We start from the raw sequence: 19,158 nt of genomic DNA, 5'->3' as shown, positions 1-19,158 counted from the left end.
CGGAGTTCACCCCATAGACCCCGGCGTGCCCAGGGACTCATCGGTCGACCGGAAAAAAAGATCGCCGCCCCGAGCCGGCCGGGCGCGGGGGCTACGCGGGGAGCTCGAGCGGCAGGCCGAACCGCGGGAAGATCGTCTCGGTGTCGAGGAAGGACGTCATGCTGGCGATCCGGTCCCCCGCGAGATCGAGCACGATGAGCGCCCAGGCCCGGTGGCCGCCCTCCGGCGCGGGGCGGTACTGGGCGAACGCCGGCGCGCCGCAGGCGGCCGTCGGCACGAGCCGCGACCCGCGGCAGCCCGCGCCCCGGCCCAGCAGCCAGGCGCGGATGGCGCCGGGGCCGCGGAGCCAGAGGGTGAAAGGCGGCATCGACAGGGTCGCGTCCTCGTGCAGCAGCGCCGCGAGCCGATCCACGTCGTACTGCTCGAAGGCGGTGACGTAGCGGTCGAGCAAGGTGGACTGCGGCTCCGGCAGCGTGGCGCGCACGTCGCCGAGATCGCGGCTCGCGAGCGTCGCCCGCGCGCGCTGGAGCGCGCTGTTGATCGCGGCGACCGAGGTGCTGAGGCTGTCGGCGACCTCCGCGGCGGACCACCCGAGCACCTCCGTGAGCAGGAGCGCGGCGCGCTGCTTCGGCGGCAGGTGCTGGAGCGCCGCGACGAACGCGAGGCGGATGCTCTGGCGGAGCACCACCCGCTCCGCGGCGTCGATGTCCGCCGGGAGGGCGTGCGCGTCGGGGACGGGCTCCAGCCAGTGCGTGCGCGGGCGCGTCTGGAGCTCGTCGTCCACGGTGCCGACCGGGCCTTCCTCGATGGGGCGCGCCCGGCGCGCGCGATCGGCCCGCGCGTCGAGGCAGACGTTCGTCGCGATGCGGTACAGCCAGGTGCGCAGCGACGACCGCCCGTCGAACTTGTCGAGGCTCCGCCAGGCGCGCACCATGGTCTCCTGGACGGCGTCGTCGGCGTCGACCACGGAACCGAGCATCCTGTAGCAGTGCCCGGTGAGCGCCGCGCGGTGTTCCTCGAGCTGGTCCACGCTCTCCGACATCGGGGCGACCGTACCATCGGCCTCCCGGCGGATCCACGGTCATGCTCCCTCGCCGCGTGACACGCGCGCCTCGGGCAGGGCGCTGGTCTCGACTCGGGCACTTTTTGTTGGCCTGGTCGGCCTGCGGCCGCGCTCGGTCGGCGACACACCCGGGACGGCATGCCGAGCGTCGCGCGGTCACGACGACGTCGCGCGGTCACGACGCCATGGCCAATCGGCTAGGATGGGCGACGGTCAGGGCGGTGCTGGGGCGCCGCGAGGACTCCGTTCGGCAAATTAGCAAACCTGATACCGGATATGGACGACCAGGAACTGCAGCGCAGAGTCGGCACAGTGCTGTGCGGGAAGTGGACGATCGAGCGGTTGTTGGGCTCGGGCGGCATGGCCGCTGTCTACGTCGGCGTGCACAGGATCGGGCGGCGAGATGCCATCAAGATCCTCCACCCCGAGATCGCGCGCATGCCCGAGCTGCGTGCGCGGTTCGATCAGGAAGCGCAAGCCGTCAATCGATTCGTCCATCCCGGCGCGGTGGAAATACGCGATATCGACACGACAGCGGACGGCTGCCCGTTCCTCGTCATGGAGCTGCTCGATGGTGAGTCGCTCGCCGGGTACGCCAGGCGCCTGGGCAGGATGGACATGGCCGAGCTGCTGGCCATGGTGGACGGGCTGCTGGACGTGCTGGCAGCGGCCCATGCGCACGGCATCATCCACCGCGACATCAAGCCAGACAACCTGTTCCGCCTCCGCGACGGGCGCCTGAAAGTGCTCGACTTCGGCGTCGCCCGTGTCAGGCAGGCCGCGGCCGACTACGTTCGGACGCGCACGGGAACGACGCTCGGCACGGTCGCCTACATGCCACCGGAGCAAGTCAGAGGCGACGAGATCGATGCGCGTGCCGACCTGTTCGCGGTCGGAGCGACGATGTTTCGTCTGATCACGAAGCGGCGCATCCATGACGCGAGCTCTGACACCGATCTGGTCGTCAAGATGGCCACGCTGCCTGCGCCGCCGCTCGCGAGCGTCGCTCCGGAGACCCCGCAGTGGGTGTGTGCCGTCGTCGATCGCGCGCTCGCGTTCGACCGAGGCGAGCGCTACCCGAGCGCGACGGTCATGCAGCAGGACGTGCGCGCGGTCCTGGCCGGTCAACCGCCCGCTTTTGCCCTGCGGTTCGGCGCGGCCGGGGCCCCCGCGGCAGATCCGCTCAGCACCGCCACGACGGTGTGGATACCACAGGGGCTCGCCCCTTCATCGGCCGTATCGGTGCGCGCCGCGGGCGCCGGTGGTCTGCATCCCGCCCCGCCGCCGGCAGGTGACATGGGGAGCGTCATCCGCGATGTCTCCATCGCCAGCGTCCCGAATACGTCGAGCGCGCAGGGCGCCCCGGGCGGCGGATCGGCCGTCGCTCCGGCTCGTGCCCCCGCACCGGCGGCATCGGCGTTCACCCAGGCGACGCAGTGGACGCCGACCACGGTACGTGGACGGAGGCTGCGATGGGCCGTGCTGGCGTTCCCGCTGCTCGCCGCGGGCGTGCTCGCCGCCGTGTATCTGCGTGCGGTGAACGTCGAGCCCGACGCGAGATCGCCGGGGGCGACCGGCGCGCAGCGACCGGCGGCCTCACCGCCCGCCAAGGTTCCCGGCGGCCCGGCGGCGGATCGCCTCCTGGCAAAGGCTCCGGATCCCGGCCCCGAGAAGAAGGGCGACACGAGAGCTCGCCTCCCTGGCTCACCGAGCCGCGGCCCCGAGGAAGGGCGCGGCGCGTCGCAGCGGGCCAGCTGTATGCTGACAAACGACTGCGATCACGTGTGCGATGAAGCTTGCCAGATTGCTTGTCAGGACGGGAGCGTCTGCGACATCGGAGCGCGCCGAGACGCGCTGGTCAACTGCATGGGATCGGGGATGCACAAGATCTGGTGCGAAGGCGATTGCTCGGTCAATTGCATGACGAGCGCTCCATGTTTGGTGTACTGCCCGCCTGGCTCCGATTGCGTCATCGGCACGTGTCTCGGGCAGATAGAAGCGTGTCCTGGCAACGTCATGGCGTGCGGGGCCCCGTGCCCCGACTGATCGTCGCGTCGCGCTCGTGCGCTGCTCTCATGGCGTCTGCGCGGAGGGCGCCGCGGTACGCGCGCTCAGCCCGCGCCGCGGAGGAGTTGGATGAATATGGACCGGTTCGGCCGTCGTGACGACCTCGCGTCCCCCGCGCAGCGCGGCGAGGATCCCCGCCGCGACGATGCGGAGGTGAAAGAGCCCCCGACACAGCTCTGGGTGCGCTCGCCGCAGGCCACCCCGCCGATGCCCGAAGAGAGGGCTGGCCAGGCCGGACCGGAGCGACAGACGCTGCCGTGGTCGCCGCCGCCCGGGGGCGGCGCCGCGCGGTCGTCGCCGGCCGATGCCTCCGCCCAGCCGACCGTGCCAGGCGCGCTGCCGGCGCGGCGGCTCGCGAGGGCCGCTGGTCGGATCGCGTCGGCGCTAGGTGCTCTGGCGAGCGCGCTCGAGCGCGCCGTGGCGGTCCGCCGGGCGCGGGATCAAGGGCATCCGCGCTCGCGAAAAGTCCAGTGGAGACGACGCTTGCGGCGATGGGCGTGGCGCATCGCGATGGCCGCTTCGACGCTGCTGGGCCTCGGTCTGCTGATGTTTGCGGGGCTCATCTGGTACTACGGCCACGACCTGCCGCGGACCTCGGAGCTGAGGAGCTATCATCCGCCGGAGGTCACGCGCATCCTCGCGCGCGACGGGACACCGCTCGCGGAGCTCTTCGTCGAGCGACGCACCGTCGTTCCGATCTCGGCGGTGCCGACGAGCATGAAGCTCGCCGTTCTGGCCGCGGAGGACGCGAACTTCTACAAGCACGAGGGGCTGAACTACCTCGGCATCCTGCGGGCGCTCCTCGTGAACCTGCGATCCGCGCAGGCCCGCCAGGGAGGCAGCACGATCACCCAACAGGTGATCAAGAACGTGCTCCTCACGCCGGAGCGCACCTTCGCGCGCAAGATCCGTGAGCTCATCCTCGCGCGCCGCATCGAACAGGAGCTCACGAAGGACGAGATCCTGGAGCTCTATCTCAACGACATCTATTTCGGGCACGGGCGCTACGGCGTCGAGGAAGCCGCGCGGTACTACTTCGGGAAGAGCGTTCGAGACGTGCAGCTCGCCGAAGCGGCCCTGCTCGCAGGTCTGGTCAAGGGTCCCAGCGTCTACTCTCCGCGCGTGGATCTCGCCCGCGCCGAGGAGCGGCGCAGCTACGTGCTCCAGCAGCTGGGCGATAAAAAGTTCGTAGCCCGCGCCGACGTGGACGCCGCCGCTCGCCAGAAGATCGTCCTGGCCCCCCCGCCGGAACACGCTTCCGAGCTGGCGCCCGAGGTCGTCGCCGAGGTCGAGCGCGCGCTGGTCGCCGCGGTCGGCCCGCAGGCCACCCGTGGTGGGTACACCGTGACGACCACGATCGATCCGGCGCTGCAGAGGGCCGCGAGAGCGGCGGTGCGCGGCAATCTCGATGCATACGCGGCGCGCCGCGGGCTCATCGCTCCGCTGAAGCGTGGCAAGGGAGATCCGGCCCCGTTCGAAGGAACGCCCACGCAGGGCAGCGAGCGCGTCTACCACGGCGTGGTCACGAAGGCCGACGACGCGGCAGGCACGCTCACCGTGCGCGTGGGTACGGCGCAAGGCGTCGTGAAGCTGGAGCGAGCGGCGCGCTACAATCCACGCAACCTGCCCCCGAGCCAGTTCGCCGAGATCGGCAAGGTCGTGCGCGTCACCTTTGCCGGCGGCGACCCGCGCAGCGGACGGCTGGAGCTCGCGCTCGGGCCCCAGAGCGCGCTCGTCGCCCTCGACGTCCGGACGGCCGAGGTGCTCGCGGTCGTCGGCGGCTACGACGCGGCGCGCGGCGCCCTCAACCGGGCAAGGTCGGCGCGCCGCCAGCCCGCCTCGACGTTCAAGCCGATCGTGTACAGCTACGGGATCCAGACGCGGGCATTCACCGCGGCCTCCATCCTCGAGACCCATCCGTCCGCGCTCGGAGGGAAATACAGGCCCGACAACTACGACGAGAGCGACGGACAGGCGCCGCGCCGGCTGCGCGAAGCGCTCGCCCAGAGCGTCAATGTCGCCGCGGTATGGGTCCTCGATCGGCTCGGGCCGGCCAAGGTCGCCGAGTGGGCGCAATCGCTCGGAGTCACGTCGAAGCTCGGCGCGGATCTGTCGTTGGCGCTCGGCGCTTACGAGGTGACGCCGCTCGAGATGGTCGGTGCGTTCAACGTGTTCGCCGCGGGCGGCACGTACCGTGATCCAGCGATCATTCGCAGCATCATCGGCCCGGGCGGCCAGCCGCTGCCGCTGCCCAGCGCGGCGCCAGCGCGCCGGGTGATGGGCGAAGCCGAGGCGTACATCATGACGAGCCTCCTGCGTTCCGTCGTCGACTCGGGGACAGCCAAGCGCGCGCGATCCATGAGCACGCCGGTCGCGGGCAAGACGGGCACCTCGAACGCCGCGAAGGACGCGTGGTTCGTGGGCTACTCGACCGACATCGCGTGCGCCGTCTGGACGGGCTACGATGACGCCTCTCCGCTCGGCCCCGGCGAGACGGGCGGCGCGACCTCCCTGCCGGCCTTCATCGCGTTCATGCAGGACGCGCACAAGGCGAGACCGCGCACCGACTTCGCCGCGCCGCCGGACGGGCTCGTGCGCGTGCTGATCGACGCCACGACCGGTCAACTCGCGCTGCCGGGCGCCGTGGGGGCGACCGAGGAGGTGTTCCTTGCAGGCACGGAGCCGGCGGCGTACGCCGAGCTTCCGTCGAGCGGCGAGGCTCCTCGCATCATGTGGCCATTTTGAGCCTCGGTCAGCTCGGGGGCTGCCTGCTACACCCCGTCTGTCGTGCACACCGCGCCGGGCTCGCAGTGGACCACGCAGTCTCCCGAGCCGGGGCACCGCACGTCGCAGTCGCCCCTGCAGACTACATCACAGTCGCCCGAGCCGGTGCAGTCCACGGTGGAGTTATCGCCGACCGTGAGCGTACAGGTGCCCGAGCCGGTGCAGGCGATGTCGCAGTCAGGGCCGCAGTCGAAATCGCAGCTCCCGGAGCCGGCGCACTGGAGATCGCAATCCTCGACGCAGAAGATCGCGCAGTCGCCGGACGAGGGGCAAATGCACTCAGCGCCGTCGCACTCGCACGTCGGGCCCTCGGCCGGATCGCCGACCGTGCAGTCGTCGGCGGGGTCATCGCCGCATGCGGCGATTCCGCCCCAGAGGAGGGCGAGGAGCGATAGAGCAACGACGTGGTGGAGACGAATGGGTTGGCGCATGGATCCTCCGATCGACGTGGATGAATGCAAGGACGGAGCCGTCGGCGTCCGCCGAGCTTCGGTGGAGCGGCGAGTCCCTCGCGTTGTGTGGTCATCGAGTGTCTGGCTCAACTCGGCGCCGCGGACCGCGTCGCGCGATCACCCGCGCTGCTCACGGGTTGGCTCGGATATGCCTGCACCGTGTTCTCCAACGTGACGGCGTGCGCGGAGCAGTCTTGCTGGCGGAGTCGCGCCGACCTTCGTCCGAGCGAGAGGGTCGCCCAGAAGATCGCGAACGCGATGGTAGTGATAGCGATATGGCCAAGGTGTGCCCCGATGCAGGCGAGGCCGAACGGGACGAGCGCTGCGGCAACCCATGCGATGATCTTGATGCGTGTGCTTGACATGACTTGCCTTCAATTGACGGTTGTGCCGACTGGCAGCAGTAGTTCGAGCGAGCTTGACCGACCTTTCGGGGCGCGCAGCAGGTTTGCCGACACGCCCCGGCGCGCGAAGCAGGGTGCTGTCGTGGTCGACGTGGCCGAGCTCAGAGCTCCCCTGTTGCGGTCAGTCGCACACGACGGGCGGTAGAGCTTCCAGCGGCGCGACACCGTAGTTGTCGAGCAGCGTCGCGTTGCTCGAGGGCACCACCGTCTCACCACAGAATACGTTTCGTACGAACGCCCCCGCGTTGCCCATGATGCTGGCGCGGCCCCGGACGAGCGAGAAGCTGATCCCAAAATTATTGCCTCTTGATGTGAGATCGCCCGTGATCGTGAGGCCTCGCAGCCGTACCTCTTCGCCTTCCACCGTGATGCTGCCGTCGATGACCACCGCGCGATCCAGGAAGTCCTCACCGTACAGGAGCGCACCCTTGCCGGTGATCGCGATGCTGCCGACGTACGTACCCGGACGCAGCACGACGATCCGATCGTCCTCGGCCAGGTGGCCCTCGATGTCTGCCAGGGGCACCGACGAATCGAGGAAGATGGCGCCCGAGGCCTCGTTGACAGCGTAGCGGATGGGCGTGTTGTCGAAGAACGCCGCAGCCGAGCCGGAGAACGCGATAGGCGCATCCACGACATCACCCTCGGCCTGGACCGTATGCGAGAGGCTGGCCCCGGAGACGTCGAGCTCGATGCCGCCGGGCGACACGCCGACGACCGCGACGCCGTCCGCCGTGACGTCGCTGTCGCCCGGCGTGGCGGCCACGGTGAGGCCATCGCGCGCGTCCCCGAGCTCGCCGGGAACTCCCGTCGTGTGGGGCGTGTTCACCACCGGATTGACGATCGCCACGATCGCCGTGGCGCCGGCCTCGACGTCGACGTCCTCGGGGGTCCCCGGGCCCGTGGCGTCGTCACCGCCGCAGCCGACGGAGCCGATGAACGCGAGCACGAACAGGGCTCGTCGTGCAGAGAGGGCGCGCGACCGGATCGCGCTGCCGAAGTCAGCTTGCTCCTTACATGCGTCGTTCTGTCCAGTCATGGCGAGATATCCCTCCGGGTGAAGATCTTCACTGCGTGATCGCGCGAACGTGGATCGTGAAGCGGGCCGCGGCGCGGCGGCTTTCATCATCACTTCCAGCGCCATTTGCCCTTGCCCTTCCACTTGCCCTTTCCCTTGCGGACGACGATGACCCGGCGGCCGTCGTCGTCATCGTCGTCGTGCACCACCACGGTCGGCCTGGCGTTGACCTTCACGGCCCACGTGGTGGCCACCAGGATGCCGATCACGGGCGCGCTCGCGCCGACCACGATCACCGCGCCCGGATGGTAGTTGCAGAGGACCACGTCCGTGCGCCCGCCGTCCTTGAGCACCACCGTGATCTTGGTCGGGTTGACCTTCGCCTTCAGCTTGCCCGTGAAGTAGAGCCGATCGGGGCCAGGCGCGAGCACGAGGACGTCGGGGCCCGACGCCGTGTGAATGGCGAGCTTGATCTCGCGCTGGCCGATCGGGACCGGCTTGAGGTCGAGATCCAGCACGTACACGCGCACGTCGCCCGTCGCCTTGTCGGCGACGATCTCCACGATGTCGTCTCCGACCGGCTGGAGCACGCCCCCGTTCGGGCCCTTCTTCCCATCGAGCTTGCGCGCCTGGTTCTCCTTGGCGCTCTCCTGGAGCTCCCGGGTCCCGCCGCGCGGCACGTGCAGCACCCCCTTGAACGGCTCGCCCTTGACCTTGAGCTCGTAGTTCACCTCCGTGAGGTCGTCCTCGAGCGGCGGGATCTTGGCGAGCAGGACGCCCCCCGACTTGGGCTCCGGCACGAGCTCTGCCGTCACGGGGGCTCCCTCCTTGCCAGGCACCTTGACGGTGACGTTGCCCGACACGCCCTCCGCGATGGGCTTGCCATCGCGGTCCTTGATGAGCGCCGTCACCTTCCCCTCCTGGGCCACCGTCATGACGACCGAGCCGGGCTCGTGCTGCTCCGTCAGCGCCCAGTTGTCGTCGATGCTCTCCGCCGTGATCTCTGGCGATTTGCTGCAGGCGGGCGAGACGAGCGCCGCGGAGACAACCCCGAGCGCGACGACCATGGACCGGAGACAACGTTGGATTCGCATACACCCCTCTCTGGCAACACCTTGAAGGCGCGATCGCCTCATACCTGCTTGCGCGTCACGGACCAGATGAATCCGTCGTACCAGAAGTGCATCAGCGCGACGGTCTGCGTGATCGACCACAGCGCGCGGTCGTCCGCCGGCGCGAGCTCGGCCCAGGCCCCGTACACAAGGACGCCCCCGAGGAAGACCGCCACCGCGATCGGCGTTCCGGCCCGGAGCGCGTCGAGGCGCAGCCGGCGGCGGAGGCGGCCGCCCTCCGACCACCAGACGAGCGCCAGGTACTGCACGGCGTGGAACAGGTTCATGATGAAGAAGGCCTGTCCCCAGGGGTTGAAGCCCCACGTGTAGATCGAGCAGAGACCCGTGCTGACGAGCAGCCACACCTTGGGGAACGACACCCGGTAACCCTGCCTGTACAGGGAGCAGTAAGCGATCGCGTAATAGACCAGGAACAAGGTCCCTGCGGCGATGACGGCCCAGCTGATGGCGCGGTGGTGCGACGCCATCCGCGCCGGGACGGCGGTGAAGAGGGCCGCGCCCACGTCCTCGAACGCGTCGAAGCTCTGGAAGTGGAGGAGCATCGTCGCGCCGGCCACGATGGGGCCGGCGTAAAAGAGCAGGTTGAGCCATAGATCCAGCCGGCGGCCGAGCGCCGGCGGGTTCCCCGCGCGGGTGTCGTAGATGCGCCCGAGGCCGAACGTCTGGAGCGCCGAGTGGTAGACGTCCCAGAACACCACGAGGACCGACACGCAAGCGACGGCCCACATGGACAGCATCATCGCCGCGAACAAGGCGACCGGCGCCACGAGGAAGCGGAGCCGATACCGCCGGAAGATGTCCGCGTTGCCGTGGCTCCGGAGGAGCACCGCGGCGAGGTGGCCGTGGATGAGCGTCCCGATGAAGAGCCCCGCCCACGTGACCTTCTCCCCGTGAAGCCTGAATCGCGCGTCGGTGAACGGCGTTCCGGCGATCAGCGCACCGACGGCGAGCGCGACGAGCGGCGGGAGCAGGAAGAAGGTCCAGTCGTACCAGGGGCCGACGATGTACGCCGCCCTGCCCGCGGCGAGGAGCGCAGGAGACGCGGGCTCGGCTCGGGCGCTCATGCAGGACGCTCGACCAGCGTGGACTGCGGCTCCGAAGCTGCCTGCGAGAAGCCGATCGTCCACCCCTGCACGCCGAGATAGTCGACGAGCGAGAGCAGGAAGAGATTCACGCCGAGCATCTCCATCGACTCCTCCACGAAATCGATGAGCCCATAGACGAGGTTGTTGCTCCCGGCCTGTTCGGTCCAGTACCCGAGCGGCAGCTCGAGGACGAGAGCGCCGGTGACATAGATCCCGCCCGACAGCAAAAACCGGTTCCTGGTGCCGCGCGGTAGGTGCGCGAGGAACCTGAGGTACGCGACCGCGAACGCCGCCACCACGACGGCCGCCGGGATGACCCAGCTGAAGTACAGGACCCCGCCCAGATCGAGCCAGGAGCTCGCCGCTTCATGGATCTGCACGACCTCGTCGAGCGAGATGTAGAGGAACGCCGCGGCGAGCCCCCACCAGTGCTTCACGAACCCGCCCTCGCGGCGGGCGCCGACGGCGATCACCGCGAGGGTCAGAGCGCACGCGAACAGAAGACACGATGTGTACCACGTGGGCACATTCTGCTCGTAGCTCAGCGAGAGCAGCGGGACGACGCCGCTGCGGCTCTTCAATTTGAGGATCGGCTTGAGCACCTCGACAGCGAGCCCGGCGCTCGCGACGGCCGCCATCAAGGCGAACAGCGCGAGCTGCAGCCTGGCTCTGGCGAGGGTGATCTGCATCGACAAGGAACAGTTACACGACTGCGTGAGTCGCGGTCAATGTGCCTAGCGCTCGCCATGCAGCGCAGGTGTGCCCATGGCGAACGAGCTCAAGGGCGCTCGCATGCCTTCGTGAGGCCATCAACGGCACAACGCCGCTTGCGCAAGAGTGACACCGTTGTTCGTCCTCACGGTAGCCGCTACCCCCGTCGTGCTGATCGCCGTCGTGGCCACGTGTCCGGTCGCAAAGGACAATGTCAGGCACGCGGGCGGCAACGCAAATCGCAGATACATGAGCACACATCGGCCCCCCCCATGCGGGGATTGTCTGAAGGAGCAGTCGCATCGCCGCTCGTCGACGGCTCAACAATCGGCAGCTCGGCTGCCCGCCGGCGGTGTTCTATGGCTCTTTGGTGAGCCGCAGATGCGCGCTCGTGCGACAGCTTGATCGCTGCTCTCAGCACGAAAGGGGAGTGTGATGCGTCTTGCAAATTGGCTCGCGCCGTCAGTACTCGCAGGTGTGCTCGGCCTCGCTTTACACGCCGGATGCGGCGGCGACGCGGGAACGGGGAGCAGCGGGTCGAACGCTGGAGCGGGGCCAGGCACGGGGGGCGGGGGCGCGGGCTTGCCGGGCGCAGGAGGCAGCGACGGTACGGGCGGTCTCGACGGGACCGCGGGCAGCGATAGCGGTCCGGGAGGCGGCGTCGCGTGCGCGCCTGCCGGCGCCGCGTGTGACGCTGCCATCGACTGCTGTTCGCTCAACTGCAGCGGCGGCCAGTGCGATCCGGCCGCGGGGTGCGGTCAGATCGACGAAGAGTGTACGGACAACGCCGACTGCTGCTCGAACCTGTGCGACGGCGGCACCTGCGCGCAGGGCGGCGGCTGCCTTCAACCGGGCGAGGATTGCTCGATGGGCGGCAGCGAGTGTTGCAGCGGCGTCTGCGAGGACGCGCCTGTGGCTGGCGAGAGGTGGTGTGGTCAGCCGCTCGGCGGCTGCCATGTGGAGGGAGAGGTGTGCTCCAGCAACGCCGACTGCTGCAGTAACCTGTGCGAGGACGGGGGGAACGGCGTGCTCGTGTGCGTGCCGCAGGGGGCGTGCGACCCCGTCGGCGAGGCGTGCAACGGCCCATCGCAGTGCTGTTCGAACGCGTGCATCGAGATCGCGCCCGGGGCCGCGTTCTGCCAGTCCATCGGCGGCTGCAAGCCGATAGGCGAGCTCTGCGCGGACGACGCGCAGTGCTGCACCGAGAACTGCCAGACGGAGCCGAACGGCGTGAAGAAGTGCGGGCAGCCGCCGAACTGCCGTCCGGCCGGTGAGATATGCGACGAGTCGTTCGGGGAGTGCTGCCCCGGCGTGCCGCAGGGCAAGCTGCTCTGCTTTGCGGGCTCGTTCGGCGTGCTCCGCTGCCAGGACCCGTGCTGCGCGCTCGCGGAGGCCGCCTGTGACTCCGACGACGACTGCTGCTCGCGGCGCTGCAACGTCGACGCGGGCCGGTGCGAGAACGGGTTCGCCTGCAAGGTCCACAGCGAGGAGTGCGACGCGGACGCGGACTGCTGCAGCGGCATGTGCTCGTCCGGCAAGTGCGCGGACTGCGCGTGCCGCTCCGAGGGCGAGGCGTGCCGGACGCCCGACGACTGCTGCGGCGGCGTCTGCGCGCCCGATCCGAGCAGCGGTGGCGAGCTCAGGTGCAACCCGAGCAGGGGCGGCGGCGATGGCGGTGGCGGCAGCGATGGAGCTGGCGGTGATGGCGGAGCCGGTGACGGCACGGGCGGCGGAGCCGGCGGCGCTCCGCAGTGCGTGGAGGTCGGGGTCGGGTGTTTCAGCAACGCCGAGTGCTGCTCGGGGCTGTGCAGCGGTGGTGAGATCGCGGCCTGCCTGTCTTCGCCTTGCAAGTCGATCGGCGGGCGTTGCGCGGACTCCGGCGAGTGCTGCTCGGGGATGTCGTGCATCGACGGGGCCTGCTCGCTCTAGAGACGGTCACCCGCTTCGGATACGGGCCCACCTCGGCGTTTTCGGTGCTCAGCGCACCGGAGTGCGCTTGCGCGCCGAAAACGCCGATCTGGGCCCGTCTCCTGTGCGGGTGACCCCCGCTCTGCTCTGCATGGTGCAGAGGTGGGCGGAAACCGCTGTAGTACTGCAGTCGCACGTAGCGGCGAAGCGCTCGACGTAGGCCGCGATTTTTGCGGAAAGCTGGGGAAGTGTACTGGGTGGCCGCCTGGTGCGATCCTCACGCCCGGTGCTTCTGCAACGTTGGTACTAGAAACCAAGCGAGGTCGGGCAGGAACGCATCGGGCTGCTGCTCGGCCAGCGTGCGGTAGCGCGTGACGGCCTCTCGGGTGGAAGCGAGCGCCGCTTCCCGCTGCCCCAGCATCGCCGCCCGCGGAGCCGTCGATGCCGGACACGGTGCGCTGCGGGGTCGTGCGTGACGGCGTCTGGACGAGCTCAGCGTGGTGTAGACAATGTCACACAGTCGAGTGAACTCGCTGGAGCTGGTGGCCTTTCGCGATCGCTCCTGGTGAACGGGATGGTACCATCCGCCCGCTCGATGGATGACGAGGAGCTCGCGGTACGGCGCATCGGCACCCAGATCGGGACCTGGACGGTGGAGCGCGTGCTCGGTGGCGGCGGGATGGCGAGCGTCTTCCTTGGCCGGCGCGCTGACGGCCAGGTCGCGGCGCTGAAGGTCCTGCACCCGTCGCTGAGCCAGATCGAGGAGCTCCGGAAGCGCTTCCTGCGCGAGGGCCCGATCGGCAGCGCCCTGGCGGCTGTCGGCCCGCTCTGCGAGGGGCTGCCGCTCGTGCTGGAGTCGGGCATCGCGGACGACGGCGCCGCTTACCTAGCGATGGAGGTGCTCGAGGGCGAGACGGTCTTCGACCACATGGCCCGGGTGGGGACGCTCGCGGTGGGCGAGGTGCTGGCGCTCGCCGAGCGGGTCCTCGATGTGCTGGTCGTGGCGCACGCGCACGGCGTCGTTCACCGGGACATCAAGCCCGAGAACCTGCATATCGGGAGCGATGGGCGGGTGAAGGTGCTCGATTTCGGGATCGCCCGCGTGCTCGATCCGCTTCCCTTCGGGATGGGGGAGCTGCCGGAGAAGACGGCCACGAAGACGGGCGTGGCGCTCGGCACGTGCGAGTACATGGCGCCAGAGCAGGCGAGGGGGATGGTCCGCGAGATCGACGGCCGGACCGACGTTTTCGGCCTGGGCGCCACGATGTTTCGGCTGCTCTCCGGCCGCGCGATCCACGGCCACGTGGCCGAGGCGCGCCTGCTCATCGCCGCGGCGACGGCGCGGGCGCCGTCGCTCGCGCAGTGCGCGCCGGACGTGCCCTCGGAGGTGTGCGACGTCGTGGATCGCGCCCTCGCGTTCCACAAGGTCGAGCGTTACCCCGACGCGGCGACGATGCGCGCCGACGTCCGCGCGGTGCGGGCGGGCCGCCTGCCGCCATACGTCGTGGCCGTCGAGGAAGGGCGGATCCCGGCGGGGGCCCCGCTTCCTCGTCGCTGAGGGAGCCCACCTCGTGGAGGGCGCCCTGCGCGGCCGTGGCGCGCGTCAGCGGCGGGGAGACCGGACCGAGGGGGCTCATGGAGCTGCCGTCGAGCGACGAGCCTGCTCCCTCGATGTGGCCTTTTTGAGCCTCTGTCAGCTGAGCAGGATGGCGATCAAGAGCGCGACGCTGAGCAAGAGCGATACGACGATGGACGCAATGAGCCACGGTCGCATCGCCGGCGAGGTCCACCTGGACGCGAGCGATGTCGCGCTCGTCTGGCGCCCCGGAGCACCGGGGTGCATCGCAACGGTCGGCTCGATCTGCCTCGGCGCGTTCTCCATCGCCGCAGTGGCCCCGTCGATGGCCGCGATCACGTTCGTAGCCGTCGGATATCGCTGGATTGGGTCTCGCTGGACGAGCCGCATCACGAGCGCCTCCACTTCGGGGCGGATACCCAATCCCGGCGCACGCTGGCGGAGCGGGGGCGCATCCTCGAGGAGCCGCTGCCGGAAGGAAGATTGGCCGTCGCTCGCGTCGAACGGGCTTCTCCCGGACAGCATTTCGTACAAAATGATTCCAAGCGCATAAAGATCTGCGCGAGCATCGACGGCATCCATGCCGCGCACGGCCTCCGGCGCGAGATAACTGAGCGTGCCGAGGACCTGGTCGGCAGCGGTGAGGTCCTGGCCTTTGAGCGCGGCCTCGCGGCTTTCGGTGGACAGGAGCTCCACGTTCACCTTGGCGAGGCCGAAATCGATGAGCTTCACCTGATCACGGGCGCCGAGAAGGATGTTCTGCGGCTTCACATCGCGGTGCACGATCCCCTTCGCGTGCACCGCCTCCAGAGCAGACGCGATCTGCCTCGCGATGTGGAGCGCGCGTCGCGCGGGGAGCGGCGCCGAGGCGATCACGTCCTGGAGCGGGGTGCCCTCGACATACTCGAGGACGAGAAAATGCGACCGATCCGCGAGCTGACCGAAGTCGTTTGCCGAGACCACGTTCGGATGCTGGATATGCGCCCCCGCGATCGCCTCGCGCTCGAACCGCGCCACGATCTGGGGGAGGTTCCGGGCGCCCGGCTGGAGGACTTTGATCGCGACCTGCTTGCGGAGGTGCACCTGCTCGCCGCGGTACACGGCTCCCATGCCGCCCTCCCCGATGAGCTCGTGGACGCGGTACCGCTCCGAGATCAAGCTCCCGATCAGCCCTGGCGCTCTGTTGTCTGAGCGCACCAACGTGGGTGCGTCGTCCGACCACGGCCGCGCCGCAGTCTCGATTTCTTCCACCAGCGCCGAGCTTGTGAGCTCAACGACGGACGCGTCGCGTTGTTTCCCGAGCATCGGCACCGTGACGTCGTCGGTGCTCGAGCGCCCCTTGGGTGGGATTGTCCCCGGCATGCCGAGGACTGTACACGCACAAAGGCGCTGAGAGCGGAGGAAGCGCACCGCTGTCCGAGTGGACATCCTGCTCAATCCACCCGCCGTACGGAAAAGCTGTGCAGTTTCGCGATGTTCGTGGATCTGGTTCCGCGCGCCGACATCAGCCTACAAGGATGTCCACAGTGCATCGAGCCGTGGCTCGCTGGTCGCCGCCCGCATCGCCGGAACCTCCAGCCCCGTCCCGAAGGCGTGATGAAGACATCGGGGGCCAGCGATCGAAGAGCTGGGCGGCGGCGTGCTCTTCGGCACGCCGGCACGGTACAAGACAGGGCCGCCGCACCTCACAAAGCTATTGCCATTGAAGCTCAGAGGGGTGGTAGGCTTTGAGGCCTTCAATCGGAATGGGCCCATCGGGGGTGCCGCTGCACACTTTGACGCCTTCGTCATTCGTGCGAACTGGATAGGCATGTTTCAGCTTCGACGTGACGCAAAATGGATATTTGCCGTCTTTGATGAGGAGGCGATACTTGCCATTGGGGGCGGGCGGGCGCGTCGATGGGGGGGCAGCGCTCGAGGATGGCGTGGATGGCGTAGATGGCGTGCTGGTGGTGGAAGACGTGGCCATCGTGCGAGAGCTGCCGCTCGCCTTGTCCTCTTGCGATGTCTCATCGTCCGCGCTCTCACGAGTGTCTTCGGCGGAGTCTTGCGAACGAACAACGAAGAAGACAGCGGCGAGGCAAACGGCGACAGCAAACGAGCCAATCACTGCAATGATCAAGAATGGCGGATTCGAGCTCGCTCGTGGGCTGGTTGCAGCAGATTGAGGCGGCACGGGTACGACCATCGGTGCCTGCATCGCGTGGCCGGGAGCGGGAGCAGCCATCGTCGGGCCATCGACGCTGATTGGAGACGACACGTCGGCTCGGATCGACACTGGGGCTGGCGCGTGAGGGGTAGCATTGGCGCCCAAGACTCGCTCGATGTCTTCGCGCATGGCGCGGGCCGTCGGATAGCGGCGCGATGGATCGAAAGCGAGCGCGCGATCGACGATGGCGCAGACCTCTGGGCTGACAGAGAGGGCAACGGTGTGCAGCGCCGGCGCAGGCTGCGTCGCCATCTTGATGAGGAGCTCGCTTTCCGTGGAGCCCTCGTGCACATGGCGTTTTGTCAGGATTCGAAACATCGTCGCGCCAACGGCGAAGACGTCGGCCCGTCCGTCGATCTGGCCACCAGTGATCTGTTCGGGCGACATGTAAGGTGTAGTCCCGAGCACCGCGCCGGTGCGTGTATGAACATTGGAGCCGCCCTGTTTCATCCGAGCGATCCCGAAGTCGAGGACCTTGACGCCGCCTGAAGAGGTCAAAAATAGATTGTCAGGCTTGATGTCTCGATGGACGATGCCGAGCCCGTGCGCGACATCGAGCACTTCGAGCACGGTTGAGACGATGCGGAGCAGCTCGCGCTCCTCGATGCCGCCGGAGCCGCGGGCGCGCTTGCCGAGCGATTCACCGTCGAGCAACTCCATCACCAGGAACGGCGAGCCATCTTCGCTCGTATCGATGTCGAGGACATTGACGGCTGCGGGGTGACCGAGCTGGTTTACCGCGAGCGCCTCTTGCTCGAACCTGGCTCGAAGCTCCTTCGAGACCGCGATTTCCGGATGGAGGATCTTGATCGCGCAGCGCCGGCCGATCCTGTGTGTCGCCTCGTAAACCGCAGCCATCCCGCCGACGCCGATAAGCGAATCGATGCGCCATTTGCCCCGGAGGACCGTCCCGATTCGTGCTGTACAGTGTGCTAGCTGGGGATCATCATTCATCGAGGTTCAGGCTCCAATGTATCCCGGATGCGAGGAGCTGAACAACATGCTCGGCGTGGCCACGGGGAGCGCCGGCGCACGCCCTCGCGCTTGCCTCCCCGGCACAGGCCCGCTGGTTGCCGACAACACGTTGCCGGAGGCCTCCGGGGCGCTTCGGCACGCAACCGCTGCGCACGGGCGATCTCAGCAGAGCCCGCGGGCGGGATCGCGGCGGTTCGCCCCCGCGAAATCGTCTCGCCAGGGATCGCTGGCACGCGGAGCCAGGCGCGGTCGCGCTCCAGCCCCGGATCCGCGCCGGAGCCGCAAGCGCCCGCGCCGGCCGCTTCCCACGCCCGGCGGTCCGGGCGAGCATCGCGCCATGAGCATCGACCGCGCCGTGCTGGAGCAGCTCGATCGGGTCGGCGCCCGCCTCTCCGAGGGCAAGGCGCTCCGGCTGCTCGAGGACATCGCCTGGCCTCGCGAGGTCGAGGAGCGCTTCTTCGCCGCCGGCGAGGATCGCCTCCCCGAGGTCGAGCGCCGCGTGGATCGCGACGGGCTCGCGCGGCGCATCGCCGAGCTGCGCGAGCTGCTCGGATCGATCGACGGCGACGCGCCCGCGCTCGACTGGCTGCGGGACAACGTCCGCGCGCAGATCCAGGCCGCGGAGCTGCTCGAGGCCGCGGGGACCCGCGAGTTCTCCGAGCGGTCGCGGGCGCTCTACGGCGGCGCGCGCTCGCGGTTCTTCGGCGGCGAGGTCCGCAACATCGACCTCGCCGAGCACCTCACCGCGCGCCTGCGCGTCCACGGCTGGGACGAGGCCAGCGATCCCGACGAGGAGCCGCTCGACGCCGCCGCGCTCCGGGAGCTGCTCGCCGCCCGCGTCGCAGCGCGGACGCCGCCGCTCGACATCGAGATCGTGCTCGACCCGAGGATCACGGCCAAGGTGGTGGCGGGCATGAGCCGCGTCCGCATCCGCCCGGAGGCCACGTTCGCGTCCTGGGAGGCCGAGGGGCTGTGGCACCACGAGGTGGAGACGCACGCGCTCACCGCGCACAACGGCGCGGCGCAGCCGCGGTGCGCGTTCCTGCGGTCGGGCGGCCCCCGCACCACGCGCACGCAGGAGGGGCTCGCCATCTTCGCCGAGCTGTACAGCCGCTCGCTCTCCATCGGCCGCCTCACCCGGCTCGCCGAGCGGGTGCGGCTCGTGGACATGGCCGAGCAGGGCGCGAGCTTCCTCGATCTCTACAGGTACCTGCGCGAGCGCGGCGCCGGGCGCCGCGACGCCTATTTCGACGCCCAGCGCGTCTGCCGCGGCGGGCTCGTCGAGGGCGGCGCGCCCTTCACGAAGGACGCCTGTTACCTGGCCGGCCTGCTCGAGGTCTATGCCTTCCTGGCCGCGGTCCTGCGCGGCGGCCTGCGCGACGAGGTGGAGCTGCTCGTCTGCGGCCGGATCGCGCTCGACGACATCGCGGTGCTGGCGGAGCTGCGCGCGGCCGGCGTGCTGGAGCGGCCGCGCTACCTGCCGGGCTGGCTTCGCGCCTGGCAGACGCTGCTGCCCTATTTCGCGTTCACCTCGTTCATGGATGGCATCGACCTCGGCCCGGTGGAGCGGCACTTCCAGGAGCTGCTCCGCGTGGCCGCCGAGGCGCGGCCGGTCGGGGATGGGGAGGGGAGCAAGCGCCGCGGCCGGCCCCGGGAGGGGTGAGGGCGCCGCGATCGCGGGCGCAGGCCGGGCGAGCGGGACGCGGCAGATGTCCCTGCGCCACGGTTGAGGTATGCCGCTCGCTGATGGGACGAGTCCATTCCCGTTTCGCG

General features: G+C 69.3%; 13 protein-coding genes. 5 read left to right on the top strand and 8 right to left on the bottom strand.

What is annotated here, in order from left to right; translation table 11 throughout:
* Positions 1–91: 91 nt before the first annotated feature.
* The gene (locus WME82_RS28110) at positions 92–1,042 is read right to left on the bottom strand and encodes a sigma-70 family RNA polymerase sigma factor (protein WP_438037803.1); all 951 of its coding nucleotides are present in this window, start codon (positions 1,040–1,042) and stop codon (positions 92–94) included.
* 297 nt (positions 1,043–1,339) lie between these two features.
* Between WME82_RS28110 and WME82_RS28105 the strand changes: the two genes are divergently transcribed.
* Both WME82_RS28105 and WME82_RS28100 read left to right on the top strand, forming a co-directional pair.
* Positions 1,340–3,109 (top strand): serine/threonine protein kinase, encoded by a 1,770-nt coding sequence (locus WME82_RS28105; RefSeq protein WP_438037802.1) that lies wholly within the window; start codon positions 1,340–1,342, stop codon positions 3,107–3,109.
* A 90-nt stretch (positions 3,110–3,199) separates the two neighbouring features.
* Complete coding sequence (locus tag WME82_RS28100) at positions 3,200–5,875, top strand: penicillin-binding protein 1A (RefSeq protein ID WP_438037801.1); 2,676 nt, start codon at positions 3,200–3,202, stop codon at positions 5,873–5,875.
* A gap of 26 nt (positions 5,876–5,901) precedes the next feature.
* Here the strand turns inward: WME82_RS28100 and WME82_RS28095 are convergent, their stop codons facing one another.
* The 5 genes from WME82_RS28095 to WME82_RS28075 all read right to left on the bottom strand — a co-directional run bounded on the left by WME82_RS28095 (position 5,902) and on the right by WME82_RS28075 (position 10,695).
* Positions 5,902–6,345: a hypothetical protein gene (locus tag WME82_RS28095; protein ID WP_438037800.1), complete on the bottom strand. Its 444-nt coding sequence runs from the start codon at positions 6,343–6,345 to the stop codon at positions 5,902–5,904.
* 546 nt (positions 6,346–6,891) lie between these two features.
* Entirely contained in the window at positions 6,892–7,809 is a 918-nt protein-coding gene (locus tag WME82_RS28090; RefSeq protein WP_438037799.1) for a hypothetical protein, read from the bottom strand.
* Between the two features lie 89 nt (positions 7,810–7,898).
* Positions 7,899–8,882, bottom strand: coding sequence for a hypothetical protein (locus tag WME82_RS28085; RefSeq protein ID WP_438037798.1), 984 nt, complete (start codon positions 8,880–8,882; stop codon positions 7,899–7,901).
* Between the two features lie 38 nt (positions 8,883–8,920).
* Positions 8,921–9,985: a hypothetical protein gene (locus tag WME82_RS28080; RefSeq protein WP_438037797.1), complete on the bottom strand. Its 1,065-nt coding sequence runs from the start codon at positions 9,983–9,985 to the stop codon at positions 8,921–8,923.
* On the bottom strand, positions 9,982–10,695 hold the full coding sequence (locus WME82_RS28075; protein ID WP_438037796.1) for a hypothetical protein: 714 nt from the start codon (positions 10,693–10,695) through the stop codon (positions 9,982–9,984). Before WME82_RS28075 ends, WME82_RS28080 begins: the two co-directional genes overlap by 4 nt.
* Before the next feature lie 604 nt (positions 10,696–11,299).
* Between WME82_RS28075 and WME82_RS28070 the strand changes: the two genes are divergently transcribed.
* Together WME82_RS28070 and WME82_RS28065 are read left to right on the top strand one after the other, a co-directional pair.
* Positions 11,300–12,646: a hypothetical protein gene (locus WME82_RS28070; protein WP_438037795.1), complete on the top strand. Its 1,347-nt coding sequence runs from the start codon at positions 11,300–11,302 to the stop codon at positions 12,644–12,646.
* 553 nt (positions 12,647–13,199) lie between these two features.
* On the top strand, positions 13,200–14,183 hold the full coding sequence (locus WME82_RS28065; protein ID WP_438037794.1) for a serine/threonine-protein kinase: 984 nt from the start codon (positions 13,200–13,202) through the stop codon (positions 14,181–14,183).
* Between the two features lie 135 nt (positions 14,184–14,318).
* Here the strand turns inward: WME82_RS28065 and WME82_RS28060 are convergent, their stop codons facing one another.
* Both WME82_RS28060 and WME82_RS28055 read right to left on the bottom strand, forming a co-directional pair.
* Positions 14,319–15,359: a serine/threonine-protein kinase gene (locus tag WME82_RS28060; protein ID WP_438037793.1), complete on the bottom strand. Its 1,041-nt coding sequence runs from the start codon at positions 15,357–15,359 to the stop codon at positions 14,319–14,321.
* Between the two features lie 535 nt (positions 15,360–15,894).
* Positions 15,895–17,364, bottom strand: a complete 1,470-nt coding sequence (locus WME82_RS28055) for a serine/threonine protein kinase (protein ID WP_438037792.1) — start codon at positions 17,362–17,364, stop codon at positions 15,895–15,897.
* A 358-nt stretch (positions 17,365–17,722) separates the two neighbouring features.
* On the opposite strand from WME82_RS28055, the gene WME82_RS28050 reads away from it, so the two are divergent.
* Entirely contained in the window at positions 17,723–19,048 is a 1,326-nt protein-coding gene (locus tag WME82_RS28050) for a flavohemoglobin expression-modulating QEGLA motif protein (RefSeq protein WP_438037791.1), read from the top strand.
* Positions 19,049–19,158 lie beyond the last annotated feature (110 nt).

It is taken from the genome of Sorangium sp. So ce128 (genome assembly GCF_051525245.1).
Classification (GTDB): domain Bacteria; phylum Myxococcota_A; class Polyangia; order Polyangiales; family Polyangiaceae; genus Sorangium; species Sorangium cellulosum_B.
The sequence above is the reverse complement of the archived record's forward strand: the minus strand, read 5'-3'. Positions and strand labels throughout refer to the sequence as shown.